The sequence below is a fragment of the Burkholderia crassaminum genome (genome assembly GCF_964265005.1).
Classification (GTDB): Bacteria; Pseudomonadota; Gammaproteobacteria; order Burkholderiales; family Burkholderiaceae; genus Burkholderia.
On sequence record NZ_OZ183800.1, the window covers coordinates 2,061,588 to 2,084,937 of the forward strand.

At 68.7% G+C, this 23,350-nt stretch carries 23 protein-coding genes; 8 read left to right on the forward strand and 15 right to left on the reverse strand.

Annotation, left to right across the window (positions count from 1 at the left end):
- Positions 1 to 82 precede the first annotated feature (82 nt).
- Complete coding sequence (locus ACPTTF_RS26230; RefSeq protein ID WP_011355479.1) at positions 83 to 358, forward strand: hypothetical protein; 276 nt, start codon at positions 83 to 85, stop codon at positions 356 to 358.
- A gap of 81 nt (positions 359 to 439) precedes the next feature.
- On the opposite strand, the gene ACPTTF_RS26235 is transcribed toward ACPTTF_RS26230, so the two are convergent.
- Positions 440 to 1,924 carry a PLP-dependent aminotransferase family protein gene (locus tag ACPTTF_RS26235; RefSeq protein WP_423368815.1) on the reverse strand — a complete coding sequence of 495 codons (1,485 nt, stop codon included), beginning with the start codon at positions 1,922 to 1,924 and terminating at the stop codon, positions 440 to 442.
- Positions 1,925 to 2,127: 203 nt separating this feature from the next.
- On the opposite strand from ACPTTF_RS26235, the gene ACPTTF_RS26240 reads away from it, so the two are divergent.
- Positions 2,128 to 2,478 (forward strand): hypothetical protein, encoded by a 351-nt coding sequence (locus tag ACPTTF_RS26240; RefSeq protein WP_423368816.1) that lies wholly within the window; start codon positions 2,128 to 2,130, stop codon positions 2,476 to 2,478.
- A gap of 156 nt (positions 2,479 to 2,634) precedes the next feature.
- Here the strand turns inward: ACPTTF_RS26240 and ACPTTF_RS26245 are convergent, their stop codons facing one another.
- The 8 genes from ACPTTF_RS26245 to gtdA form a co-directional block, all read right to left on the reverse strand.
- Positions 2,635 to 3,057 (reverse strand): DUF6691 family protein, encoded by a 423-nt coding sequence (locus tag ACPTTF_RS26245; RefSeq protein WP_423368817.1) that lies wholly within the window; start codon positions 3,055 to 3,057, stop codon positions 2,635 to 2,637.
- Position 3,058: 1 nt separating this feature from the next.
- Entirely contained in the window at positions 3,059 to 3,493 is a 435-nt protein-coding gene (locus tag ACPTTF_RS26250; protein WP_423368818.1) for a YeeE/YedE family protein, read from the reverse strand.
- Positions 3,483 to 3,833 carry an ArsR/SmtB family transcription factor gene (locus tag ACPTTF_RS26255; protein WP_166953221.1) on the reverse strand — a complete coding sequence of 117 codons (351 nt, stop codon included), beginning with the start codon at positions 3,831 to 3,833 and terminating at the stop codon, positions 3,483 to 3,485. Before ACPTTF_RS26255 ends, ACPTTF_RS26250 begins: the two co-directional genes overlap by 11 nt.
- A gap of 96 nt (positions 3,834 to 3,929) precedes the next feature.
- On the reverse strand, positions 3,930 to 5,291 hold the full coding sequence (locus ACPTTF_RS26260) for an MFS transporter (RefSeq protein ID WP_423368819.1): 1,362 nt from the start codon (positions 5,289 to 5,291) through the stop codon (positions 3,930 to 3,932).
- Between the two features lie 83 nt (positions 5,292 to 5,374).
- Positions 5,375 to 6,583, reverse strand: a complete 1,209-nt coding sequence (locus tag ACPTTF_RS26265; RefSeq protein ID WP_423368820.1) for a 3-hydroxybenzoate 6-monooxygenase — start codon at positions 6,581 to 6,583, stop codon at positions 5,375 to 5,377.
- 23 nt (positions 6,584 to 6,606) lie between these two features.
- Entirely contained in the window at positions 6,607 to 7,248 is a 642-nt protein-coding gene (gene maiA / locus ACPTTF_RS26270; RefSeq protein ID WP_423368821.1) for a maleylacetoacetate isomerase, read from the reverse strand.
- Positions 7,249 to 7,273: 25 nt separating this feature from the next.
- Entirely contained in the window at positions 7,274 to 7,972 is a 699-nt protein-coding gene (locus ACPTTF_RS26275; RefSeq protein ID WP_423368822.1) for a fumarylacetoacetate hydrolase family protein, read from the reverse strand.
- A 96-nt stretch (positions 7,973 to 8,068) separates the two neighbouring features.
- A complete protein-coding gene (gene gtdA / locus ACPTTF_RS26280) occupies positions 8,069 to 9,112 on the reverse strand; it encodes a gentisate 1,2-dioxygenase (protein ID WP_423368823.1) in 1,044 nt (347 codons plus the stop codon).
- Positions 9,113 to 9,280: 168 nt separating this feature from the next.
- Here gtdA and ACPTTF_RS26285 point away from each other — a divergent pair, with 168 nt between their 5' ends.
- Positions 9,281 to 10,225 carry a LysR family transcriptional regulator gene (locus ACPTTF_RS26285; protein WP_423368824.1) on the forward strand — a complete coding sequence of 315 codons (945 nt, stop codon included), beginning with the start codon at positions 9,281 to 9,283 and terminating at the stop codon, positions 10,223 to 10,225.
- Positions 10,226 to 10,356: 131 nt separating this feature from the next.
- Here ACPTTF_RS26285 and ACPTTF_RS26290 read toward each other — a convergent pair whose 3' ends face one another.
- Genes ACPTTF_RS26290 through ACPTTF_RS26305 form a run of 4 tightly spaced genes read right to left on the reverse strand, consistent with a single transcriptional unit; the run spans position 10,357 to position 13,908 of the window.
- Positions 10,357 to 11,625, reverse strand: a complete 1,269-nt coding sequence (locus ACPTTF_RS26290; RefSeq protein ID WP_423368825.1) for an FAD-dependent oxidoreductase — start codon at positions 11,623 to 11,625, stop codon at positions 10,357 to 10,359.
- Positions 11,622 to 11,855: a 2Fe-2S iron-sulfur cluster-binding protein gene (locus tag ACPTTF_RS26295; protein ID WP_423368826.1), complete on the reverse strand. Its 234-nt coding sequence runs from the start codon at positions 11,853 to 11,855 to the stop codon at positions 11,622 to 11,624. Before ACPTTF_RS26295 ends, ACPTTF_RS26290 begins: the two co-directional genes overlap by 4 nt.
- Entirely contained in the window at positions 11,852 to 12,979 is a 1,128-nt protein-coding gene (locus ACPTTF_RS26300; RefSeq protein ID WP_423368827.1) for an NAD(P)/FAD-dependent oxidoreductase, read from the reverse strand. Before ACPTTF_RS26300 ends, ACPTTF_RS26295 begins: the two co-directional genes overlap by 4 nt.
- Positions 12,976 to 13,908, reverse strand: a complete 933-nt coding sequence (locus ACPTTF_RS26305; RefSeq protein WP_423369884.1) for a 4-hydroxyproline epimerase — start codon at positions 13,906 to 13,908, stop codon at positions 12,976 to 12,978. The genes ACPTTF_RS26300 and ACPTTF_RS26305 overlap by 4 nt, the downstream gene beginning before the upstream one ends.
- A gap of 251 nt (positions 13,909 to 14,159) precedes the next feature.
- Between ACPTTF_RS26305 and ACPTTF_RS26310 the strand changes: the two genes are divergently transcribed.
- The 5 genes from ACPTTF_RS26310 (at position 14,160) to ilvD (ending at position 21,777) form a co-directional block, all read left to right on the forward strand.
- Complete coding sequence (locus tag ACPTTF_RS26310) at positions 14,160 to 15,080, forward strand: dihydrodipicolinate synthase family protein (protein WP_011547925.1); 921 nt, start codon at positions 14,160 to 14,162, stop codon at positions 15,078 to 15,080.
- A 233-nt stretch (positions 15,081 to 15,313) separates the two neighbouring features.
- Positions 15,314 to 16,939: an APC family permease gene (locus ACPTTF_RS26315; RefSeq protein ID WP_166953241.1), complete on the forward strand. Its 1,626-nt coding sequence runs from the start codon at positions 15,314 to 15,316 to the stop codon at positions 16,937 to 16,939.
- 76 nt (positions 16,940 to 17,015) lie between these two features.
- The gene (locus tag ACPTTF_RS26320; protein WP_423368828.1) at positions 17,016 to 18,599 is read left to right on the forward strand and encodes an aldehyde dehydrogenase (NADP(+)); all 1,584 of its coding nucleotides are present in this window, start codon (positions 17,016 to 17,018) and stop codon (positions 18,597 to 18,599) included.
- A gap of 1 nt (position 18,600) precedes the next feature.
- Positions 18,601 to 19,623 (forward strand): Ldh family oxidoreductase, encoded by a 1,023-nt coding sequence (locus ACPTTF_RS26325; protein ID WP_423368829.1) that lies wholly within the window; start codon positions 18,601 to 18,603, stop codon positions 19,621 to 19,623.
- Between the two features lie 294 nt (positions 19,624 to 19,917).
- Entirely contained in the window at positions 19,918 to 21,777 is a 1,860-nt protein-coding gene (gene ilvD / locus ACPTTF_RS26330; RefSeq protein ID WP_166953247.1) for a dihydroxy-acid dehydratase, read from the forward strand.
- 143 nt (positions 21,778 to 21,920) lie between these two features.
- Here ilvD and ACPTTF_RS26335 read toward each other — a convergent pair whose 3' ends face one another.
- Positions 21,921 to 22,718 (reverse strand): SH3 domain-containing protein, encoded by a 798-nt coding sequence (locus ACPTTF_RS26335; RefSeq protein WP_423368830.1) that lies wholly within the window; start codon positions 22,716 to 22,718, stop codon positions 21,921 to 21,923.
- 33 nt (positions 22,719 to 22,751) lie between these two features.
- Positions 22,752 to 23,195: a hypothetical protein gene (locus ACPTTF_RS26340; RefSeq protein ID WP_423368831.1), complete on the reverse strand. Its 444-nt coding sequence runs from the start codon at positions 23,193 to 23,195 to the stop codon at positions 22,752 to 22,754.
- Between the last annotated feature and the right edge of the window lie 155 nt (positions 23,196 to 23,350).

The window sequence follows — 23,350 nt, forward strand, 5'->3', positions numbered from 1 at the left end:
CAGCCGCATACGCACCCGCTTGCGGCCGCCCCGAACACTGGTTATATTTACAGCACTGTATTTATGAACAGTGAGGTGCGTGATGGAACATCTGGTCCGTATCGTCAACGAAGCCGATCGCCAAGTACTGGCGTGGCTCCGCGCCCAGGTCGGCGATGCCCGCGTCGAGCGCGCGGCTCGCCAGCTCGGGCATACACGCAAGCCCTTCCCGTCCGCCGTTTGCCGATATCTGGGCATGAGCGCACCGGCCACGCTGCGCCAGGCCGAACGGCCGCGCGCCGCGCGCGATTTCTCGGTCGGCGATCGTTACCTGTCGCTGATCCGCCAGCACCTCGCCACGCACTCGGCCAGCCGATGAAATGGCGGCGGCTTGCCGAGTCGGTGGCCCGGAAAGCCGGGGGGCTTGCGTCTTCGCAAGCCCGGCCAGCCACCACCGCGCTTACGTGGCCGCCATGGCTTCCCGTACGAGGCGGCCGAGCGTTTCGAACGCCGCTTCGTGCGCCGCATCGAACACGCGCGTGCAAGCGAGCCGGATATAGCCGTCGAAGCGGTCGGAATTCGAGAAGATCGAACCGGGCGCGATCCTGACCCCGTGCGCAAGCGCGGCGTCGAACAGCGCCTCGGAGCGCACGCCGTCCGGCAATGCGATCCACAGCAGCATGCCGCCTGGCGGCTGGTTCATCCGGGTTCCAGCCGGGAAATGCCGTGCAATCGCGTCGATCGTCACGTCGCGCTGCACGCGCAGCTGTTCGCGGAACCGGCGCAGATGGCGATCGAACGCGCCCGAACCGACGAATTCGGCCGCAACGGCCTGCAGCAACGCGGCGTTGTGCCGGCTGTGCGCGAACTTCAGCATCTTCACGCGCGCGTGCCAGCGCCCCGCGCTGATCCAGCCAAGACGCATCCCGGGGGCCAGCACCTTGTTGAACGACGGGCAGTAGATCACCGTGCCGTCGCGATCCCATGCTTTCACCGGCTTGACCGCCTGTGGCGCCTCGACGAGTTCGCGATATGGCTCGTCCTCGATCACGGCCACGCCGTGACGCGAACAGAGCGAGACGAGCGCGGCCTTGCGCCCGTCAGGCATCACGCAGCCGAGCGGGTTCTGCAGGTTCGGCACGACGACCACGGCTCGAATGTCCGGATACGCGGTCAGCGCCACTTCGAGCGCCTCAATCGACAGGCCGGTTGTCGGGCTGGCCGGGATTTCGAGTGCGCGCAAGCCGAGGCTTTCGAGCAGCTGGATCAAGCCGAAGAACGCCGGCGATTCGATCGCGATCGTGTCGCCGGGGCGCGCCACCGCACGCAACGCGAGATTCACGGCATCGACGCCGCCGCTCGTCGACATCACGTCGTCCGGCGTCACCGTTACGCCATACGAGAGCGCGCGTTTGGCCATCGTCTGCCGGAACTCGGGCGAACCGCCGACGGGCCCCGCATCGGTCAGCAAGGTGGGCTTGCGCCGCAACAGCCGGATCGCGAGCGCCTGCAGGCGCTCGGCCGGATACAGCGTGGCCAGCGCGGACGCGCCGCCGAGATTCAGCGCATCGGGCGCCGCGTTGGCGCGGTCGATCACGCGCGACACCCGTTCGTGCAGGCCCGCGAACGGCGGCTCGACGCTCAGCGGCGGCCCATCGCTTTCCGGCAGCGTTTCGAGCGCGACCGCCGCGCGGCGCCGCACGAAGTAGCCGGAACGCGGCTTCGCCTCGCACCAGCCCGTATCCTCGAGCCGCCGGAACGCCTGGATCGCGGTCGACAGGCTCACGCCGTGCTGTGCCATGAACGCGCGCACCGACGGCATCCGGTCGCCGGGCGCCAGCGTGCCGGCCGCGATGATGCGGCGGTAATGCTCGGCGAGCCGTTCGTAAAGCGGCTCGCCGTCCAGCGGCAACGGTGGGCGGGATGAATCGGTGTATGGCGTCATGCAAGCGATCGTGCCCGCTCGCCCGATGGCACGCCAGATACAGACTCCGGGGAAAACCACCGATACAGCAACGCAAAATCGTCGTCTGCACCGCAACAGATTCCCGCCCCCTGAATCTGTCGTGCCGGTGCCCGTTTCCCTAACCTGACTGCACGCTGTCGCCTCGCCGTCGCGAGGCCGCGCAACCGGGAAAGGGAATCGCCATGCAAACGCATCACATCCGGCTCGACGCTGGGCAAAGCCACTTTGCGTGGTTCGACAAGGGCAGCCGGGTGATCGTGCTCGACGGCGCGCTTGCGGTCACGCTGCGCCACGGCGGGCTCGACTGGCTCCCCGACGCGCCGCAGCACATTCGCCGCTTGCTCGACGAAGGCGAATGCCTGACGCTCGAGACGGCCGGCCACGTGGCACTGTCGGCCGACGGCGCCGGCGCAGTCAGCACGGCGATCGTGGAACCGGCGAGCCGGAGGGGTTTGCTCGTGGCGTGGCGCGCGATCCTGCGCCGGCTGTCCGCAAGGATGCGCGGCGGCCATCGTGTGCGCGAGCATTCGTGAAAAGGGAACTTGCCGTAGTGTCATGGAGGAGCGTCAGGCTGACACCGCATCATCCGGCGGGATCTGGCGCGGTCCGGTTCGGCCGCACTCATGCGGATCGACCGCCCTCGGCCGGTTCAACCGCCGCAGCCTGCCTCGCACGCGGCGGTCACGGCATCACCGTGCGCTCCTGCGACGCTCGATCCACTCGAATACCGCCATCCCTGCCAGCATCGCGACGACGAACCCGATCCCCTTCGCCGACCCGAAGCCGATCGACACGATCGCGGGCCCCGGGCAGAACCCGGCGATCCCCCAGCCGATGCCGAACACGGCACTTCCGGCAACCAGGCGCACGGTGATCGCTCGCAGGGCCGGCAACTGCATCCGCAGGCCGAGCCACGACCGCGTCCGGCGCTTCGCCCATGCGAACGCGAACACGGCCACGCCCGTCGCACCGGCCATCACGAACGCGAGCGACGGATCCCAGCGGCCCGCCAGGTCGAGAAAGCCGAACACCTTCTGCGGATTGGCCATGCCCGACACGATGAGGCCGACGCCGAACAGCAGCCCCGCCAGAAACGCGAATCCTGCCTGCATGTCAGCTCCCCAGCACGTGCCGTCGCACGAATACGGTCGCGAAGCCCGCGACCATGAAGACTGCCGTCGCGACCACCGAGCGCAGCGCGCCGCGAGACATCCCGCATACGCCGTGGCCGCTCGTGCAGCCTCCCGCGTACCGCGTGCCGATTCCGACCAGCAGCCCGGCCGCCAGCAATTCGAGCCAGCCTGCATCGATCTGCGGCGTCAGGCTGTTCCCGGCGACGTGCATCACGAGCGGTGCCGCGATCAGCCCGGCAACGAACGCGGCGCGCCAGTCGCGTTCGCCGGTGCGTGCCGTAAGCAGGCCGCCGACGATGCCGCTGATGCCGGCAATCCGGCCGTTGAACGCGACGAGCCACGCGGCCGCGAGCCCGATCAGCACGCCACCGGCCAGCGACAGCCACGGCGTGAAATGAAGTGCATCAAGCTGCATCGCGCCGCCCCTTCGCGGCCGGGCCGCAGAACTGTTCGTACAGCACGCCCATCACCGCGATCGCGGCCGGGCTGTCGAGCGAGTAGTGAATGTTCTTGCCGTCGCGGCGCGTGCGAACCAGCGCGTTGTCCCGCAACACGCCGAGCTGCTGCGACAGCGTCGGCTGACGGATATCCAGCGCTGCCTCGAGATCGCTCACGCGGCGCTCACCCTGGGACAGCTCGCAGAGCAGCAGCAGCCGGTCGGGATTCGACAGCACCTTGAGCAGCGCGCAGGCCGATTCGGCGGCCGCGCGCATCGGGTCGGGTTCCGGGAACCCGGCGGAAAGATCGTCGTTCATCGGCGCAGAGAGACAATTAAAGAATAAATATTATATTAATTTATATAATGTTGTATCTCCCTGCTTGCCGGCTGACGGCCTTGCGCCCTCCTTCGCTCAGGCCTGCTCGCCCGCCATCGTCTTCGCGGCCGGTGCGCGCGCCGCACCGGCACGAACCATGCCGAGCGCCAGCACCGTGATCGCCGCGATCACGCACGGCGCCGCGACGACGGCAAAGGCAGTCGACAACGGCACGCCCATCGCCAGCATCGCACCGCCCGCCATCGATCCGACGACCGAGCCGCCACGGCCGATCCCGTTCGCCCAACTTACGCCGGTGGTGCGGCACTCGGTCGGATAGAACGTGGCCGACAGCGCATTGGCGCCGACCTGTGAACCCGACACGCAGAAGCCGGCCGCGAACACGGCGAGCGCGGCGCCCCGCGGCGACGCGGCAAACACACCGATCGCGGCGACGAACGCGCCGGCCGCCGCGTAGCTGCAGGCCAGTACGCGATGCGGATCGAAACGGTCCATCAGCCAGCCCAGGACGATCGCGCCGAGCGTGCCGCCGACCTGGAACATCGCGGTCACGTGCGCGGCCGTCTGCAGCGTCGCACCGGTCGTGCGCAGCAGCGTCGGCAACCAGCTCGACAGCAGGTAGATGACGAGCAGGCTCATGAAGAACGTGAGCCACAGCAGCAGCGTGCCGCGCAGCAGGTCGGCGCCGAACAGGCGGCCAAGCGGCGATCCGGCCGGTTTGCCGGCCGGCGCGGTGAACGACGCGTTCAGAAGATGCGGATCCGGCGCAATGCGGCCGAGCATCGCGGCGATCCGCGCGGAAGGTGCGTGCCGATTGACGAGATAGCGTACCGATTCCGGCAGCCGCCACGCGAGCACCGGCAGGAGCAGCAGCGGCGCAGCCCCGCCGACGACGAGCACCGAACGCCAGCCGTGATGCTCGATCAGCGATGCCGCCGCGAGCCCGCCGAGCGCGGAGCCGATCGTAAAGCCGCAGAACATCGTCGTCACCAGCAGCGAACGGCGCCGGGCCGGGCAGTACTCGGACGTCAGCGTGATCGCATTGGGCATCGCGCCGCCGAGCCCGAGCCCGGTCACGAAGCGCCACAAGATCAGCTCGGTCGGGCCGCCCGCGCTCGCCGACGCGGCGCTCGCGATACCGAAGCACGCCACGCACGCGAGCAGCAGGCGCTTGCGGCCGAACCGGTCGCCGAACGGCCCGAACACGAGCGCGCCGGCCATCAGCCCCGCAAGCCCCGCGCCGAACACCGGTGCAAGCTGCGCGGGCGACAGGCCCCATTCCGCGCGGATGACGGGGGCGATGAAACCGATCGATGCGGTATCGAAACCGTCGATCGCGACGATCAGGAAGCACAGGACGACGATCGCGGCCTGAAACGGCGCAACGCGATGCCGGTCGATCCATTCGCTGACGTCGATGGACAGCGTATCGGCCATGATGGTGTCTCCTCCAGGAAGGCGGTCGCGCGTCATACGTCATTGAAAAATGCGCGCCGCCGGATTCGGGCTGAACGGATGCGTTATGCGACCGTCTTCAGGCAATCCTCCGCGCGCCAGCCGTGCAGCCAGTCGAGCGCGTCATAGAACTGCGCCTGCGTGCGGCCGACCCAGAGCCCGTTGCGCACCAGCCGCTCGACGCCCTTCGCGTGATAGATCCGCCCCATCTCGCGCGCCGAATACAGCACGCGCGCGGTGCGCGGAATCCGCACGCGTTCGTACAGCGCGAACGCCGCCTCGAAATCGCCGTCGGCCTGCGCGACGGCCGCGCCGAGCGTCACCGCGTCCTCGAGCGCCTGGCACGCGCCCTGCGCAATGTATTGCGTCATCGGATGCGCGGCGTCGCCGAGCACCGTCGCACGGCCCGCGCTCCAGCGTTCGACCGGGTCGCGGTCGGCGGTGGCCCAGCGCTTCCACGACGTCGGCCGGTCGAGCATCTGCTTCGGCAGCGGATGAATGCCGTCGAAGTACGACAGCACTTCTTCCTTGCTGCCCTCGCGCACGCCCCAGGTTTCCTGCTCGCGGCTGTGGAACGTGACGACGAGGTTGTACTGCCGCCCGCCGCGCAGCGGATAGTGGACGAGATGGCAATGCGGGCCGGCCCAGACGACCGGTGCATTGATCTGCAGATCCTTCGGCATGTTGTCGACATCGACCACCGCGCGATACACGACGTGGCCCGTCACGCGATGCGCATCGCCGATCAGCGCGTGACGGATCGCCGATTTCACACCGTCGCAGCCGATCACTGCATCGGCGCGATAACGTTCGCCGTGCTGGTCGGTCACGGTTACGCCGTTGCCGTCCTGCTCGAACCCGCACACCTGCGTGCTCGTCCGGAATTCGATCAAAGGATGATCCTTGACCGCCTCGTAGATCGACAGGTGAATGTCCGCTCGATGAATCACCGCATACGGATTGCCGAAGCGCTCACGATACGCGGCGCCCGTATCGATGCGCGCAACCTCGCGCGCATCGACCGCATCCATCAGCTGCAGCCAGTCGGTGAACACGGCCCGGCTGCGCGCGGCCTCGCCGACACCGAGCGCGTCGAGCGCGTTGAACGCGTTCGCCGCGAGCTGAATCCCCGCGCCGATCTCGCCGATCTGCTCCGCCTGTTCGAGCAGCTTCACGCGAATGCCCTGGCGCGCAAGCGCGAGCGCCGTCGCGAGCCCGCCGATGCCGCCGCCGATCACCAGCACGCGCCGGCCGTTGTCTTGTGTCTCGTCCATGTCTGTCTCCTGCTTCTTTCTTGTTACTCGACGTAATCCGGTTGCCGCTGCGGCTGCGCCGCGTCGAACGCCGGCTCATGCCGCGCGTGTTCATACACCGCGAGGCTGCGTGGATAGGCGCTCAGGTCGCAGTCCATCCGCAACGCGTTCGCGACCTGCGGCACGAGACACACGTCGGCCAGTGTCGGCGTGTCGCCGAAGCACCACGGGCCCTCGCCCGAGCGCGCGAGCAGCCGCTCGACGCCGGCCATCCCTTCCGCGATCCAGTGCCGGTACCACGCGGTCTTCTGTTGTGGCGTGACCTTCAGCTCGCTGTCGAGATAGCGCAGCACGCGCAGGTTGTTGACCGGATGGATGTCGCAGGCGATCAGCGCCGCGAGTTCCAGCACGTGCGCACGACGGCGCAGTTCGAGCGGAATCAGTCGCGGCGTCGGCTGGATCTGGTCGAGGTAATCGAGGATCGCGAGCGACTGGCCGAGACGGAAATCGCCGTCGACCAGCGCCGGCACCGCCGCGGACGGGTTCACGTTCGCGACGTAGGCCGCGTCGCGATGCTCGCCGGTGCGGATGTTCACCGGCAGCGTGTCGTACGGCAGCCCTTTCAGCGCGAGCGCGATGCGCACCCGGTAGGATGTCGAACTGTTGAAGAAGCTATGCAGTTGCACGATGTCGCCTTTCGAGGAAGATGCGTCAGACCACGCGCACGGCCAGTTCGCCGAGCCGTTCGACGCCGACCTTCATCACGTCGCCCGCGACCACCGCGCCAACACCTTCCGGCGTGCCCGTGAAGATCACGTCGCCCGGTTCAAGGCGGAAGAACTTCGACAGGTCGGCCACCGTTTCCGCGACCGACCAGATCAGGTGCGACACGTCGCTCTTCTGCTTCGTCGCGCCGTTGACGGTCAGCCACAGGCCGCCCTGCTCGAAATGACCGACGTCGCTCGCCGGATGCACGGGCCCGATCGGTGCAGAGCGGTCGAACGCCTTGCCGATCTCCCACGGCCGGCCCATTTCACGCATCTTCATCTGCAAGTCGCGGCGCGTCATGTCGAGGCCGACCGCATAGCCCCACACGTGTTCGAGCGCGCGTTCGAGCGGAATGTCCGAACCGCCCTTGCCGATCACCGCGACCAGTTCGGCTTCGTAGTGATAGTTCTGCGTCTGCGACGGATACGCGAGATCGAGCGTTTCGCCGTACGCGACCGGCACGATCGAATCGGCCGGCTTGCAGAAGAAGAACGGCGGCTCGCGATCGGGATCGAAGCCCATTTCGCGCGCATGCGCCGCGTAGTTGCGGCCGACGCAATAGACGCGGCGCACCGCGAATCGGGCATCGCTGCCGGCGACGGGGAGCGCCACGGGCGCTTCGGGCGGGAAAACGAAAGTCATGAACAGCTCCAGCGTAGACATGAACAAAGGGACGCGCGCCGCGCGGCGGCGCACGAGAAATGGATCGACAAAGCGAGGCGAAAGAAACGGCCGGCGTCAGTCGCGCGCTTCGCGCAGCAGGTTCAGCGCGGACAGCACGGGCCGGTCGGAATAGCTGAACAGCACGCTGTCGGACGACGCCGACAGCCGCACCGGCGCCCACGACGGCACGACGAAGATGTCGTGCGGCTCGAATTCGAATGCGTTGCCGCCGATGTGCGCGGTGCCGCTGCCCTCGACGACGCAGTAGATCGTCGCGTCGGTGCTGCGATACGTGCGGCCGTCGAAACCGGCCGGCAGGAACTGCATGAAGGTGGCAATCGTCGGCATCGGCCAGCCGCCCGTCGCGGGGTTCACGTAGCGCAGCTTCACGCCGTCCCACGCATCGAGCTCGCCGTTCCGGTACAGCACGTCGAGCGCCTCGCGGGTGCGTGCATAAGGATAGCTGAACACCGGCGAGGTCGGATCGCTCGCACGATGCCGCACCGGCACCATGTTGTGACCGAAGCGCGCGAGGCTGTCGCCTTCCGGGCGATTCACGGGCTGCACGGCTTCCGGGTAGTTCTCCGCGAAGCCCGCGTCGAGGTTCGCGACGAGCGGAATGTCGAGCCCGTCAAGCCACACGACCGGCTCGCCGCCCTCGTCCACCGACGGATTGCCGTGGTCGTGCCACGCCCACGACGGCGTGATGATGAAGTCGCCCGGATGCATCGTCGTGCGCTCGCCGTTCACGGCCGTCCACGCGCCGCACCCTTCGACGATGAAGCGCAGCGCCGACTGCGTATGCCGGTGGCTCGGCGCGATCTCGCCCGGCAGGATCAGCTGCAGCCCCGCGTACAGGCTCGGCGTCATGCTCGACTTGCCGGGCAGCCCGGGATTCTCCAGCACCAGCACGCGGCGCACGGCCTCTTCCGCGCTGATCACGCTGCCGGCCTGCATCACGAGGTCGCGCACCTGCGCGTACTTCCAGATCGCGGCCTGCGTGGCCGGCTGCGGGGATTTCGGCACGAGGTTGTGCAGCGATTCCCACAGCGGCGCCAGGCGTTGCTCGGCGATCCGTGCGTAGTAGGCGGCGCGCGACGCGTCCGGGTGGGTCGTCATGATGTCTCCTTGGAGTCGGCCGATCGGCGTCGGCGCTGTATCTGTCGGGTCGGGGACCATGTTGCAGTCCGTTAGTCGATTTATATTCGACGCAGACATACCCGGTAAAATGGTCAAATCATCTGATCCATATTATTTTGGATATACCTTCTCGCGACGAGGCATGCGATGGACTGGACCCACCGGCTGCGGCTGCGGCATCTGCAGGTACTGTTGAGCCTTGCCGGCACCGGCAACCTGAGCCAGTCGGCGGTGGCGCTCGCGACCACGCAGCCCGCGCTGTCGAAATGGCTGAAGGAACTGGAGGAGGATGTCGGGCTGCCGCTGTTCGAACGGCATGCGCGCGGGCTGCGGCCGACGCCTTACGGCGAAGCGCTGATCGAGCATGCGCGCCGCGTCGAGGCGCAGCTTGACGTCGCGCGCGACGACATGGCCGCGCTGCGCGAAGGCGGCAGCGGCCTCGTGACGATCGGCACGTCAGGCGTCGCGGCGGCCGACACGGTGCCGCTCGCGGTGTCGCAGTTGCTGAAACGGATGCCGCGCGCGCAGGTGCGGCTCACCGAAAGCACGATGAACCAGCTGATGCCGCAGCTCGCACGCAGCGAACTCGACATCGTCGTGGGCCGCTCGGGGTCGACATCCGTCGATCCGCTGCTGCATGCCGAAGCACTGTATGTCGATCCGGTCGTGTTCGTCGCACGGCCCGGCCACGCGCTCGCCGGTGCTGCGTCGGTCGGCTGGGACGACGTGCTCGCCTATTCGTGGATCGTGTGGCCATCGGGCACGCCCGTGCACAACGCGCTGGAGGCCGCGCTGACGGCCGCCGGCCGCGTGCGGCCGCCCCACTGTGTCGAATCGAATTCGTCGATCCTCAACCTCACGCTGCTGAACAACACCGACCTGCTCGGCGTCGCGTCGCATCGTGCCGCGCAGCGCTTCGCGCAATTGAACGCGATCCGGATCCTGCCGATGCAGCTCGAAGGCCAGGGTGCGGTGTCGATGTACTGGCACCCCGACAGCGCGAATCGCGCAGCGGTCGCCGCGACGATCGAGTGCCTGCGCGCGTGCGCGGCGCCGCAGGTCGGCGGATGGGAGAAGGTGAAGGCGGAATGAATGACGCGGCCCGGTGTCAACCGGGCCGCGTTGCCGCGTTGCCGCGTTGCCGCGTTGCCGCGTTGCCGCGTTGCCGTGTTGTCGCGTTGTCGCGTTGTCGTGTTATCGAGTTGTCGCGACGCCGCAATGCCTCACGCGCCGTCGCAGGACGCCGTGCCGTCCAGCATCAGCGTGCCGACCCGCGCGGGCACGAGCGGCGTGCGCGGTACAGGCGGCGTCCAACCGAACAATGCCTGCGCAGCCGCACCGCACACGCGGCCCTGGCACGCGCCCATCCCGCAACGTGACTGCAGTTTCGCGGCCGTCCAGCCCGGCGCTTGCGCGACAGCATCGAAACGCACGTCCTCGCAACGGCACAGCAGCGTATCGGGCCGCGCGAGCCGGCGGATCGGTTCGCGGATCGCAAAGCGCTCGCGTACGGCATCGGCAAACGCCTGCCAGTGCGCGCGCTGCGCAACCAGCGCAATCAACGGCGCCATCTGCCCGGTCGCCGCATATCCGGCGATTTCGCCCTCGACCATCGCCAGCTCGCTGCCGCCGACGCCCGTGCACTCACCGGCCGCAAACACCCCGTCACGGCTCGTACGCTGGTGCGCATCGACCGCTACCGCGCCATTATCGATCCGGCAGCCGAGATGGCTCGGCAGCACCGTATTCGGCACGAGGCCGAAACTGCAGGCGAGCCGGTCGCAGTCGACGTCGAACTCGCGACCGCCGTGCCGGATCCGAACGCGTTCGAGTCGCTTGTCGCCGAATGCCTCGACGACATGCGCATCAGGCCGGTAAGCGGCGGTGACGAGCTTCGCGGCCTGCGCGAGCTTCGACGGCCAGCGCCACAGCCCGGCGCCGAAGCCCGCCACATCGCCCCAGCTTGCCTGTTCGAGCACGTGCGACACGCGCGCGCCGGCTTGACGGGCCGTCGCCGCGCTCGCCAGCAGCAGCGGCCCGCTGCCGGCAATCACCGTGCGCTGCCCGCGCACGTCGAGGCCGTACTTGATCAGCGCCTGCAAGCCACCCGCCCCGGTGACACCCGGCAGCGTCCAGCCCGGAAACGGCAGCAGCAGCTCACGTGCGCCGCAGCAGAGAATCAGCGTGCGGTAGTCGAGCAACAGCCCGCGTTCGTCGTCTTCGAGCAGCAGCGTGCCCGGCTTAGTTTCGGCGACGATGCGCGTCGCCGCGAGATGCGTGACGTTCGGCTGCCGCAATACGGCGAGCCGCTCGGCGGCGGCCGGCGCGGGCGTGGCCGTTGCGCCTTGACGCCAGATCTGCCCGCCTGCACGCGGGTTGTCGTCGACGATCGCGACCGTCGCGCCGCCTTTCGCGGCTGCCCGCGCGGCCGACAGCCCGGCCGGGCCCGCGCCGACAATCGCGACATCAACGCTCAGTCGTTCCTGTTTCATCGCGTACGCTCCACCTGCATCCCTTCGCGACACAGCGTCTGGCAAGCCAGCCGGCGCCGCCCGTCGATCGTCATCCGGCATTCCTGGCAGATGCCCATTCCGCAAAACGGCGCGCGCGCCGCGCCCGTGCACGACATGCGCGTCGTGTCGTCGCCGCTCGCCGCAATGGCAGCCGCGACGGTCGCGCCGTCGGCCACCGTCAGCGCACGGCCGTCCAGATGAATGATCATGTCAGCGCTCCGGCTACAGGGGACGCGGTCAGGAAGCGTCCCGGCAAATACGGTTCGATATCGATGGGCGGCCGTTCGCCGGCCATCAGCGCGGCGACGAGCCGCGCGCTGCCCGGCGCGGTCGTCACGCCAAGCCCTTCATGCCCGACCGCGAGCCACACGCCCGGCCGCGCCGGATGCTCGCCGAGCAGCGGCAGCCCGTCGGGGCTCGCGGAACGGAACCCCGTCCATGCACGGATGCCGTTCAGGTCGGCCAGGTCCGGCAGATAGCCCACCGCGCGGCGCAGCATGCGCGCCAGCACGGGCGGCTCGACTTGCGCATCCTCGGTGTCGAACTGGCGCGACGAACCGATCAGCAACTGGCCGGTCGGCCGCGGCTGCACGTTGAACGCGACCGACGTGCCGTCGCTCGCATGCGCGCTCGCCGCATAGCCCAGCTCGACGAGCTGGTGCGACACCTGGCCCGGATAGCGGTCGGTAATCAGCAGATGGCCCTTTTTCGGGCGCAGCGGCAGTTCGGGCAGCAGCGTGCGCGCGGCAACGCCGTTCGCGACGACCACCCGCTCCGCGCGCAGCGTGTCGCCGCTCGCGAGCCTCACGCTCGGGCCATCGACCGCGATGGCCCGGTCGCGCCGCAACGTGATGCGCGGCGCGCGCTGCAGCAGCCAGTTCGCGGTGACGGGCGCATAGAGGATCGCATCGCCCGGAATCCTCAGCGCACCACCAAGGCCCGCACGCAACATCGGCTCCAGTTGCGCGAGCGTCGCCGCGTCGATCAGTTCGCCCGCCACGCCGTGCGCGGCGAGCGCCGCCTGCTTCGCGCGCGCGAGATCCATCTCGTGCGCATCGGCCGCGAGCCACAGCGTGCCGCAGTTGCGGTACGCGCAGCCTTCGGGCATCTCGCCGCTCAACGCGCGCCACAGTTCGATCGAGTAATGACTGAGCGCGAGTTCGGCCGCGTTGTCGTCCATCGCGACGAGGTGCCCCATGCCCGCGCCGGTGGCACCGCCGCTCGCGTCGTCGACGACGAGCACGCGCAGCCCGCGCTGCGCGAGTTCGTGCGCGCACGCCGCGCCGACGATGCCGGCGCCGATCACGACGACATCCGTCTTCGCGTCACTCACGGCGCGATACCCCAGCCGAACGGATCGTCTTCCTCGATCAGCAGCGTCGCTTCCGCACTCAGGTGCGCACTGCCGCGGATCGTCGGCACGATCCCGTCGGCGGCTTCCTCGTAGCTCGCATGGAACACGCTGCCGATCACGCTCGCCTGCCGCCACACGGCGCCCGGCGCGAGCTTGCCGTCGGCCGCGAGGCACGCGAGCTTCGCGCTCGTGCCGGTGCCGCACGGTGAACGGTCGTACGCGAGGCCCGGGCACAGCACGAAGCTGCGGCTGTCGTGCTCGGCGTCGTCGGCGAACAGCTCGATATGGTCGATCTCGCCGCCGTTCGCGCCGGTGATGCCCGCGCGTTCGAGCCCTTCGCGCACGGCCGACGCATACGCGGTGAGCGCCGCGACGTTGTCGCCGGCGACGCGCTGCCCGTGGTCGCTGATCAGGAAGAACCAGTTGCCGCCCCACGCGATGTCGCCCTTCACGGGGCCGTAACCCGGCACGTCGAGCGCGACGCCCTTCGCATGGCGATACGCGGGCACGTTGCGCACGCTGACCGACAGGTCGTTGTGCAGCGTCGCCTCGACGGTGCCGACGGGCGTTTCGATCCGGTGCACGCCGGGTGCGATGCGACCCATGTGATGCAGCGTGCGCACGACGCCGATCGTGCCGTGCCCGCACATCCCGAGATAGCCGCTATTGTTGAAGAAGATCACGCCGGCCGCCGCGTCGGGCGAAACGGGTTCGCAGAGCAGCGCGCCGACCAGCACGTCGCTGCCGCGCGGCTCGAGGATGCACGCGGTGCGGTAACGGTCGTGCTCGCGAGCGAGCACGTCGCGGCGCTCGGCCATCGTGCCGTTGCCGAGCGACGGAAATCCGGACACGACGAGCCGAGTGGGTTCGCCGCCCGTGTGCGAATCGATGATCTGGATGCGCTTCATCATGAGCCGTCCGAAGTGGGGAAAGGAGCATAGCTTCCTCCGTCGCGCGTCCGTCCGCTTGTGGCTTTTCGATGAGGACGACGACGAAATCGGCATAGTGCGACGCGCCCGTCGCGCCCCTGCCGGCCGCTGTGCCGATTTCGTCATTTTGCTCCGCGATACGACTCAAGCGTGATGGGCATTTGCGCGGCGATACTGGTTGCCACACCGACACACCTGTCGGCCGACCGATACGAACGTAGGAGATTTCAGTGAGCCGCAAAGCCATTCAATGGACCGGGGTTTTCCCGGCCGTCAGCACCCAGTTCAAGCCGGACTTTTCCCTCGACATCGACGCCACGCACCGCGTGGTGAAGAACCTGGTGAACGACGGCGTGTCGGGCCTCGTGGTCTGCGGCACGGTCGGCGAAAACACGTCGCTGTCGACGAGCGAGAAGCTCCAGGTGATCGAGGCTGCACGCGACGCGGCCGGCGGCAAGATTCCGGTGATCGCCGGCATCGCCGAATTCACGACCGAATTCGCGCGCAACACGGTGCGTGAAGCGCAGCGCGTCGGCGTCGACGGCGTGATGGTCATGCCCGCGCTCGTGTACTCGGCGAAGCCGCATGAAACCGCCGCACACTTCCGCGCGGTCGCAACCAGCACCGACCTGCCGGTGATGGTCTACAACAACCCGCCGATCTACAAGAACGACGTGACGCCCGACGTGCTGATCGCGCTGCAGGATTGCGAGAACATCGTCTGCTTCAAGGATTCGTCGGGCGATACGCGCCGCTTCATCGACCTGCGCAACGCGGTCGGCGATCGCTTCGTGCTGTTCGCGGGCCTCGACGACGTCGTGGTCGAGAGCATCGCGGTCGGCGCCGAAGGCTGGGTGTCGGGCATGTCGAACGCGTTCCCGAAGGAAGGCGAGACGCTGTTCCGCCTCGCGAAGCAAAAGCGTTTCGACGAAGCGCTTGCGCTGTATCGCTGGTTCATGCCGCTGCTGCACCTCGACGCACGCCCCGATCTCGTTCAGTGCATCAAGCTGTGCGAAGAGCTGGTCGGCCGCGGCAGCGCGATCACGCGCCCGCCGCGCCTCGCGCTGCAGGGCGACACGCTCGCGGAAGTGAAGGCCATCGTCGCGAAGGCGCTCGAAACGCGCCCGGCGCTGCCCGACGTCGGTCTCTGATCGACTCCCCGTGCGGCAGTGCGCAGGCTTGTCGCCTGCGCGCCGCCGCCCCCGGTTCGGCATGGCCTGCGGGCCCGTTCGCACCGGCGCCCGCCCGCGCCGCGCGTGAACGCCCCGCCGCCCGCCCCGGTCGTTCGAACCGGGCGACGCCGGCCGGCAGGCCTGCGCCGCTGCTCCGTCGGAGCGCGGCGCACCTCAAGCCTGTGCCGATATTCCCCCCAGGAGACAAGCCCATGCCAGGCCAAGGCAACGCACACCCGTCTGTCCCGCTTTCCCGTTCCGCGCACCCCGACGCGGGTCACGGCAAGTTCAAGAAGCAGCTGTCGCTGACCGATCTCACGTTCATCGGTCTCGGCGCCATTTTCGGTTCGGGGTGGCTGTTCGCCGCGAGTCACGTGTCGACGATCGCGGGCCCGGCCGGCATCTTCTCGTGGCTGCTCGGCGGTTTCGCGGTGCTGCTGCTCGGCATCGTCTACTGCGAACTCGGCGCCGCGCTGCCGCGTGCCGGTGGCGTCGTGCGCTACCCGGTGTTCTCGCACGGCCCGCTGCTCGGCTACCTGATGGGCTTCATTACGCTGATCGCCTTTTCGAGCCTGATCGCGATCGAAGTCGTCGCCGCGCGCCAGTATGCGGCCGCGTGGTTTCCGGGCCTGACGGTCGCTGGATCGAGCGACCCGACGACGCTCGGCTGGCTCGTGCAGGCCGCGCTGCTGTGCTTCTTCTTTTACCTGAACTATTCGAGCGTGAAGACGTTCGCGAAAGCGAACAACATCATCAGCATCTTCAAGTTCATCGTGCCGCTCGCGGTGATCGGCGTGCTGTTCACGTTCTTCAAGCCCGCGAACCTGACCGTCCACGGCTTCGCGCCGTTCGGCATGCCGGGCATCGAGATGGCCGTGTCCGCGGGCGGCATCATCTTCGCGTATCTCGGGCTCACGCCGATCGTGTCGGTCGCGAGCGAGGTGCGCAATCCGCAGCGCACGATCCCGATCGCGCTGATCCTGTCGATCCTGCTGTCGACGCTGATCTACGTGCTGCTGCAGCTCGCGTTCATCGGCAGCATCCCCACCGCGATGCTCGCCGGCGGCTGGCACGACGTCAGCAAGGCGTTCTCGCTGCCGTACCGCGACATCGCGCTGGCGCTCGGCGTCGGCTGGCTGGCGGTGATGGTCGTCGCCGACGCGATGATCTCGCCGAGCGGCTGCGGCAACATCTACATGAACGCAACGCCGCGCGTCGTCTACGGCTGGGCGAAGACGGGCACCTTCTTCAAGGTGTTCACGCGCGTCGACGAAGCGTCGGGCATCCCGCGTGCGGGCCTGTGGCTCACGTTCGGCCTCGCGATCTTCTGGACGCTGCCGTTCCCGTCGTGGGAAGCGCTGATCAATATCGTGTCGGCCGCGCTGGTGCTGAGCTATGCGGTCGCGCCGGTATCGGTCGCCGCACTGCGCCGCACCGCGCCCGACCTGCCGCGGCCGTTCCGCGCGGTGGCGTTCGGCATCACCGGCCCCGCGTCGTTCGTAATCGCCGCGCTGATCGTCTACTGGTCGGGCTGGAGCACCGTGTCCTGGCTGCTCGGCCTGCAGATCGTGATGTTCGTCATCTATCTCGCGTGCCGCCGCTGGGTGCCGACCGCACACCTGAGCCTCGCCGAACAGGTGCGCTCGTCCGCGTGGCTGATCGCGTTCTATGCGGCGATGATCGTGCTGTCGTATCTCGGCGGCTTCGGCGGCACGGGCCGGCTCGCGCATCCGTACGACACGGTCGTCGTCGCGGCCGTCGCGCTCGTCATCTACTACTGGGGCGCCAACACCGGCGTGCGCTCCGACAAGCTGCAGCTCGACGACGACGAGGACTGACGCGCCCGTTCCCTTTCTCACCATCATTCCGGCCGGGCGCCCCACGCCCGGCCCCTGCTTTTTTCCGAGGAAAACCATGCAACTCACAGGTCAGCTCCTGATCGGCCAGTCCGCCGTCGCCGGACAGAACGGCACCCTCCACGCGATCGCCGCCGCAACCGGTGAACAGATCGAACCCGCTTTCGGCGGCGCGAGCCTGCACGACCTGGAGACGGCCTGCGCGCTCGCCGACGACGCGTTCGACATCTATCGCGAAACGTCGCTCGAAGTCCGCGCCGCGTTTCTCGACGCGATCGGCCGCCACATCATGGCGCTCGGCGACGACCTGATCGAGCGCTGCGTGATCGAAACGGGCCTGCCGCGCGCACGCATCGAAGGCGAGCGCGGCCGCACGGTCGGCCAGCTCGCGCTGTTCGCGTCGCTCGTGCGCGACGGTGGCTTTCTCGACGCACGGATCGACCCGGCACGCCCCGAGCGCAAGCCGCTGCCGCGCGTCGACCTGCGCCTGCGCAACGTCGCGGTCGGGCCCGTCGCCGTATTCGGCGCGTCGAATTTCCCGCTCGCGTTCTCGGTCGCAGGCGGCGACACGGCGTCGGCGCTCGCGGCCGGCTGCCCGGTGATCGTCAAGGCGCATTCGGCGCACCCGGGCACGTCGGAGCTCGTCGGCCGCGCGATCCAGCAGGCCGCGCGTGAATGCGGGATGCCGGCCGGCGTGTTCTCGCTGCTGTTCGACGCATCGCGCGAGATCGGCCAGAAGCTCGTCGCCGATCCGCGCATCAAGGCCGTCGGTTTCACCGGCTCGCGCCGCGGCGGCGTCGCGCTGATGCACATCGCCGCCGCGCGCCCCGAGCCGATTCCCGTCTATGCGGAAATGAGCTCGATCAACCCTGTGCTGCTGTTTCCCGCCGCACTCGACGCGCGCCACGCTGCGATCGCGCCGCAGTTCGTCGCATCGCTCACGCTCGGCGCCGGCCAGTTCTGCACGAATCCGGGCCTCGTGCTCGCGGTCGACGGGCCCGCGCTGCGCGCGTTCGAGGAAACGGCCGCCGCTGCGGTGCGTGCAGCGCCCGCGCAAACGATGCTGACGCCGCATATCCACGCCAGCTACGAACAAGGCGTCGCGGCGCTTCGCGCGCACGCTGCCGTCGAACTGCTCGCGCAAGGTGCCGAAGGCGACCGGCTGCAGGCCCGCGCCGCACTGCTGGCAACCTCGGCCGATGCGTTCGTCGCGCATCCCGAGCTGCGCGACGAAGTCTTCGGCCCCGCTTCGCTGATCGTGCGTTGCCCCGACACCGACACGCTGCATCGCGTGCTGAAGTCGCTGGAAGGCCAGCTGACGATCGCCGCGCATCTCGCCGACGGCGACGCCGCACTGTTCACCGCGCTGCGCCCGACGCTCGAGCGCACGGCCGGCCGCATTCTCGTCAACGGCTTCGGCACGGGCGTCGAGGTCGGTCACGCGATGGTGCACGGCGGCCCGTTCCCGGCCACGTCCGACACGCGCACGACGTCCGTCGGCGCGCGTGCGATCGAGCGCTTCCTGCGCCCCGTGTCGTATCAGGACGTGCCCGACGCGCTGCTGCCGGAATCAATCCGCAACGGCAATCCGCTGAACGTGCCGCAACGCATCGACGGCGTGCCGGCTCCGCGGGAGGCATGACATGACCGCATCCACCGACGAAATCGTCCTGTCGCTCGACGAAGTGCATGCGCTCGCGCTGCGCGTGCTGACGCACAACGGCATGTCCGACGCCCATGCCCGGGCCATCGCCAACGTGATCACGCAGGGCCAGCGCGACGAATGCCATTCGCATGGCGTGTACCGGCTACTCGTCTGCGTGCGTTCGCTGAAGAAGGGCAAGGTCGATCCGCAGGCCGTGCCGACGCTGCGCCGGCTTTCTTCGTCGATCGTCGCGGTCGACGCGCATCGCGGCTTCTCGCTGCTGAGCTTCGAAACGGGCCTGCCCGTGCTCGTCGAGATGGCAAGGCAGCATGGGATCGCCGCCATGACGATCAACCATTGCTACCACTTCTCCGCGCTGTGGCCGGAAGTCGAAGCGATCGCGGCCGAGGGGCTGGTCGGCATCGCGATGAATCCGAGCCATAGCTGGGTCGCGCCGGAAGGCGGCAAGGAGCCCGTGTTCGGCACGAACCCGATCGCGTTCGCGTGGCCGCGCCCGGGCGGCGTGCCGTTCGTGTTCGATTTCGCGACGAGCGCGATCGCGCGCGGGGATATCGAGCTGCATGCGAAACAAGGCAAGGCGATCCCCCCGGAATGGGCGATCGACGCCGAAGGCCGGCCGACCACCGATCCGAAGGCCGCGCTGCAGGGCGCGATGCGCACGTTCGGCGGCCACAAGGGCTCGGCGCTCGCGGCGATGGTCGAATTGCTCGGCGGCGCGCTGATCGGCGACATGACGAGCCGCGAGTCGATGGAGTTCGACGAAGGTGTCGGCGCGACGCCTTGCCATGGCGAACTCGTGATCGCCTTCGACCCGAAGGTGTTCCTCGGCGACGCTCTCGACACGGGGCTCGCGCGCGGCGAGCGGATGTTCGATTCGATCGTCGCGCAGGGTGCGCGGCTGCCGTCGCAACGGCGCTTCGACGCCCGCGCGCGCAGCATCGCGAACGGCGTGCGGATTCCGAAGGCGCTGTACGACGAGATCCTGACGCTGCTCGACTGATCGCCGACGCGCGGCGCCGGATCGCGCGTTCATCGCCGACCGATGCGACCGATGCGCGACCCGGTCGCCTGCGCGGCTGGTCGCGCGGGCGTCCCGCAGCCGTCCGCGCGTTCCGCGCCGGGCACGCCGCCGGCGCCGGTTGCGCACCCCGTGGGCGCCACGCCCGCGGCGGCTGTGGGATAATCGCCCGGTTTGCCCAGGGCGCAGCTCAAGAGGTTGTTCGCACGGGCGCGAGAGAGGCCTTTATTCCCCGTGCCTCCACCCTTTTCCCGCGATATTTCTTCAGCAACGACAATGCCCACTTACCGTTCCAAAACCTCCACCGCTGGCCGCAACATGGCAGGTGCGCGCTCGCTCTGGCGCGCCACCGGCATGAAAGACGACGATTTCTCGAAGCCGATCATCGCGGTCGTCAACTCGTTCACCCAGTTCGTGCCCGGGCACGTGCACCTGAAGGATCTCGGCCAGCTCGTCGCACGGGAGATCGAGGCTGCCGGCGGCGTCGCGAAGGAATTCAACACGATCGCGGTCGACGACGGCATCGCGATGGGCCACGACGGCATGCTGTATTCGCTGCCGAGCCGCGACATCATCGCCGACTCGGTCGAATACATGGTGAACGCGCACTGCGCGGACGCGATGGTCTGCATCTCGAACTGCGACAAGATCACGCCGGGGATGCTGATGGCCGCGATGCGCCTCAACATCCCGGTGATCTTCGTGTCGGGCGGCCCGATGGAAGCCGGCAAGACGCGCCTCGCGAACCCGGTCACCAAGGCCATCGAAGTGAAGAAGCTCGACCTCGTCGACGCGATGGTGATCGCGGTCGACCCGTCGTATTCCGACGCAGAAGTCGCCGAAGTCGAACGTTCCGCGTGCCCGACCTGCGGCTCGTGCTCGGGCATGTTCACCGCGAACTCGATGAACTGCCTGACCGAAGCGCTCGGCCTGTCGCTGCCCGGCAACGGCACGGTGGTGGCCACGCACGCCGATCGCGAGCAACTGTTCAAGCGCGCCGGCCGCCGCATCGTCGAGCTCACCCGCCAGCACTACGAGCAGGACGACGAACGCGTGCTGCCGCGTTCGGTCGGCTTCAAGGCGTTCGAGAACGCCATGACGCTCGACATCGCGATGGGCGGTTCGACCAACACGATCCTGCACCTGCTGGCGATCGCGCAGGAAGCCGGCATCGACTTCACGATGAAGGACATCGACCGCCTGTCGCGCGTCGTGCCGCAGCTGTGCAAGGTCGCACCGAACACGAACAAGTACCACATCGAGGACGTGCACCGCGCCGGCGGCATCATGGCGATCCTCGGCGAGCTCGACCGCGCCGGCAAGCTGCACACCGACGTGCCGACCGTGCACACGCCGACGCTAAAGGACGCCCTCGACCAGTGGGACATCGTCCGCACGCAGGACGATGCGGTCCGCACGTTCTACATGGCCGGCCCGGCCGGCATCCCGACGCAGGTCGCGTTCAGCCAGAACACGCGCTGGCCGAGCCTCGACCTCGATCGCGCCGAAGGCTGCATCCGCTCGTATGAGCACGCGTTCTCGAAGGAAGGCGGCCTCGCCGTGCTGACGGGCAACATCGCGCTCGACGGCTGCGTGGTGAAGACGGCCGGCGTCGACGAGAGCATCCTCGTGTTCGAAGGCTCGGCGCACGTGACCGAATCGCAGGATGAAGCGGTCGAAAACATCCTGAACGACAAGGTCAAGGCCGGCGACGTGGTGATCGTGCGCTACGAAGGCCCGAAGGGCGGCCCCGGCATGCAGGAAATGCTCTACCCGACCAGCTACATCAAGTCGAAGGGGCTCGGCAAGGCATGCGCGCTGCTGACGGACGGCCGCTTCTCGGGCGGCACGTCGGGCCTGTCGATCGGCCACTGCTCGCCGGAAGCGGCCGCGGGCGGCGCGATCGGCCTCGTGCGCGACGGCGACAAGATCCGCATCGACATCCCGAACCGCACGATCGACGTGCTGGTGTCCGACGAAGAGCTGGCGCGCCGCCGCGAAGAGCAGAACGCGAAGGGCTGGAAGCCGGCGCAGCCGCGTCCGCGCAAGGTGTCCGCGGCGCTGAAGGCCTATGCGAAGCTGGTCATGTCCGCCGACAAGGGTGCCGTGCGCGACCTGTCGCTGCTCGACGACTGACACGGGTAGCACGACCGGCTGCCTGCAACGCACAGCCGGTCAGGCTGCGGTCAGGACAACCGCCCGCGTGCCCACTATGGAAGCCGCTCTCCGGAGCGGCTTTTTTTCGTCCGGCGCCCGGGGAATCCACGGCGCCGGCGACATCAGTGACGGAAATCTTCGGGGCCACCGCCTCCGCCGCCTCCACCACCGTGGTTACCGCCACCGTTTCCACCACCTTGCGGCCGCGCATAACCGCCGCCGCCCCCGCCTCCCTGGCGCACCGGCGGCGGCATCTGACGCGCCTCGCCACCCGGCGCGGGCGGCGGGCGCAACACGGCCGGTGGCGGGCCGGCCGAACGCGCGTTGCCCGCCCCGCCCGGCGCCGGCGCAGCCGGCGGCGGCGTGCGGATCGCGCCGTTCCAGCCGCCGCGCGCAGCCGACGGACGCGCGTCATGCACGGGCGGCGGACCGCCCGGTGCGACCTGCATCTCCCCGCCCGGTTGCGGGCGTCCGCGTCCCGGCGGCATGCCTCCGGGGCCGAGCCGCGGCTCCGGACGATGCGCCCAGCGATCGCGATCGTGATACCACGGCCGGTTGCGGTAGTAGCGATCCCAGTACGCGGCGATCGCGAATCCGGTGATCGGCACGCCGATGATCGCGCCATAGTCGTACAGCGGCACGTAGCTGCCCTGGTACGGATACTCGAGCAACTGCGCATCGATCCAGCCGCGCACGCCCGGCAGCGCAACGTCGCACCACGAGTAGTCGCTCAGGCAGCCGAAGACGTCCAGCGCCGTGTCGGGCGGAATCTGCGCAACCACCGGATAGTCGGGTGCCGGCCCGGCATACAGCTCGGCCGGCGAGTTCGTGTAGGCGCTGCTCTGCGCATCGGCGACGCCCGGCGCGGCCGCAAGGCCGAGCAGGACGACGCACAAACTTCGGACAATCGTGTTCCTCATGATGCTCTCCCGCGCGGTGCCGCCGCGCGCCGGTCAATGCCGATGCCCGCCCCAGCCGCCACCACCCCAGTGGCCGCCGCCCCACGGACGATGCCAATACCCGCCGCGTCCGCGCCAGTAGCCGCCACCCCAGCCGCCCCAGAAGCCGACCGAGATCGCAGGCGCCCCCCAGCCGTACCAGCCCGGGTAATACGCGGGGGCATAGTATGGATACGGATAGGGATACGGCGGCGGATAGGCCGGCGCGACGTAGACGGGAGCCGGGTCGGCCGCGGGCGGCGCGGCCGCCGCCGGACCCTGGCTCGGTGCAGCGGTGCCCGGTGTAGCCGGCGTGACGGGTATCTCGCGCTGCGTCAGCGTGGCCGGCGCGGGCGCATAGTACGGAGCATAGCCATACGGACTCGTGTAATAACAGCCGCCGAGGGTCAGCGTGATCAATGCGAACGCCGCACACCTCGCGGCAGGAATCGGGGTCATTTCTTGCTCCGGCAGAATCTGCGCTGCGCCGCCAGACGCGCGCCTGACTCTAGCTTACGTCCCCTGCAGATTTCCGCTCGGTATGATCGGTTACTTTTTGTTTCCTGCGCCGGACGGGCGCGCAGGCACGCCGCGTGCTGGCATGTCTGCCGCGC

Excerpts from the sequence above, each read along its gene's own strand:
- ACPTTF_RS26230 (WP_011355479.1), top strand. The coding sequence starts at position 83 with ATGGAACATCTGGTCCGTATCGTCAACGAAGCCGATCGCCAAGTACTG.
- ACPTTF_RS26235 (WP_423368815.1), bottom strand. The coding sequence starts at position 1,924 with ATGACGCCATACACCGATTCATCCCGCCCACCGTTGCCGCTGGACGGC.
- ACPTTF_RS26240 (WP_423368816.1), top strand. The coding sequence starts at position 2,128 with ATGCAAACGCATCACATCCGGCTCGACGCTGGGCAAAGCCACTTTGCG.
- ACPTTF_RS26245 (WP_423368817.1), bottom strand. The coding sequence starts at position 3,057 with ATGCAGGCAGGATTCGCGTTTCTGGCGGGGCTGCTGTTCGGCGTCGGC.
- ACPTTF_RS26250 (WP_423368818.1), bottom strand. The coding sequence starts at position 3,493 with ATGCAGCTTGATGCACTTCATTTCACGCCGTGGCTGTCGCTGGCCGGT.
- ACPTTF_RS26255 (WP_166953221.1), bottom strand. The coding sequence starts at position 3,833 with ATGAACGACGATCTTTCCGCCGGGTTCCCGGAACCCGACCCGATGCGC.
- ACPTTF_RS26260 (WP_423368819.1), bottom strand. The coding sequence starts at position 5,291 with ATGGCCGATACGCTGTCCATCGACGTCAGCGAATGGATCGACCGGCAT.
- ACPTTF_RS26265 (WP_423368820.1), bottom strand. The coding sequence starts at position 6,583 with ATGGACGAGACACAAGACAACGGCCGGCGCGTGCTGGTGATCGGCGGC.
- ACPTTF_RS26275 (WP_423368822.1), bottom strand. The coding sequence starts at position 7,972 with ATGACTTTCGTTTTCCCGCCCGAAGCGCCCGTGGCGCTCCCCGTCGCC.
- gtdA (WP_423368823.1), bottom strand. The coding sequence starts at position 9,112 with ATGACGACCCACCCGGACGCGTCGCGCGCCGCCTACTACGCACGGATC.
- ACPTTF_RS26285 (WP_423368824.1), top strand. The coding sequence starts at position 9,281 with ATGGACTGGACCCACCGGCTGCGGCTGCGGCATCTGCAGGTACTGTTG.
- ACPTTF_RS26290 (WP_423368825.1), bottom strand. The coding sequence starts at position 11,625 with ATGAAACAGGAACGACTGAGCGTTGATGTCGCGATTGTCGGCGCGGGC.
- ACPTTF_RS26295 (WP_423368826.1), bottom strand. The coding sequence starts at position 11,855 with ATGATCATTCATCTGGACGGCCGTGCGCTGACGGTGGCCGACGGCGCG.
- ACPTTF_RS26305 (WP_423369884.1), bottom strand. The coding sequence starts at position 13,908 with ATGAAGCGCATCCAGATCATCGATTCGCACACGGGCGGCGAACCCACT.
- ACPTTF_RS26315 (WP_166953241.1), top strand. The coding sequence starts at position 15,314 with ATGCCAGGCCAAGGCAACGCACACCCGTCTGTCCCGCTTTCCCGTTCC.
- ACPTTF_RS26320 (WP_423368828.1), top strand. The coding sequence starts at position 17,016 with ATGCAACTCACAGGTCAGCTCCTGATCGGCCAGTCCGCCGTCGCCGGA.
- ACPTTF_RS26325 (WP_423368829.1), top strand. The coding sequence starts at position 18,601 with ATGACCGCATCCACCGACGAAATCGTCCTGTCGCTCGACGAAGTGCAT.
- ilvD (WP_166953247.1), top strand. The coding sequence starts at position 19,918 with ATGCCCACTTACCGTTCCAAAACCTCCACCGCTGGCCGCAACATGGCA.
- ACPTTF_RS26335 (WP_423368830.1), bottom strand. The coding sequence starts at position 22,718 with ATGAGGAACACGATTGTCCGAAGTTTGTGCGTCGTCCTGCTCGGCCTT.
- ACPTTF_RS26340 (WP_423368831.1), bottom strand. The coding sequence starts at position 23,195 with ATGACCCCGATTCCTGCCGCGAGGTGTGCGGCGTTCGCATTGATCACG.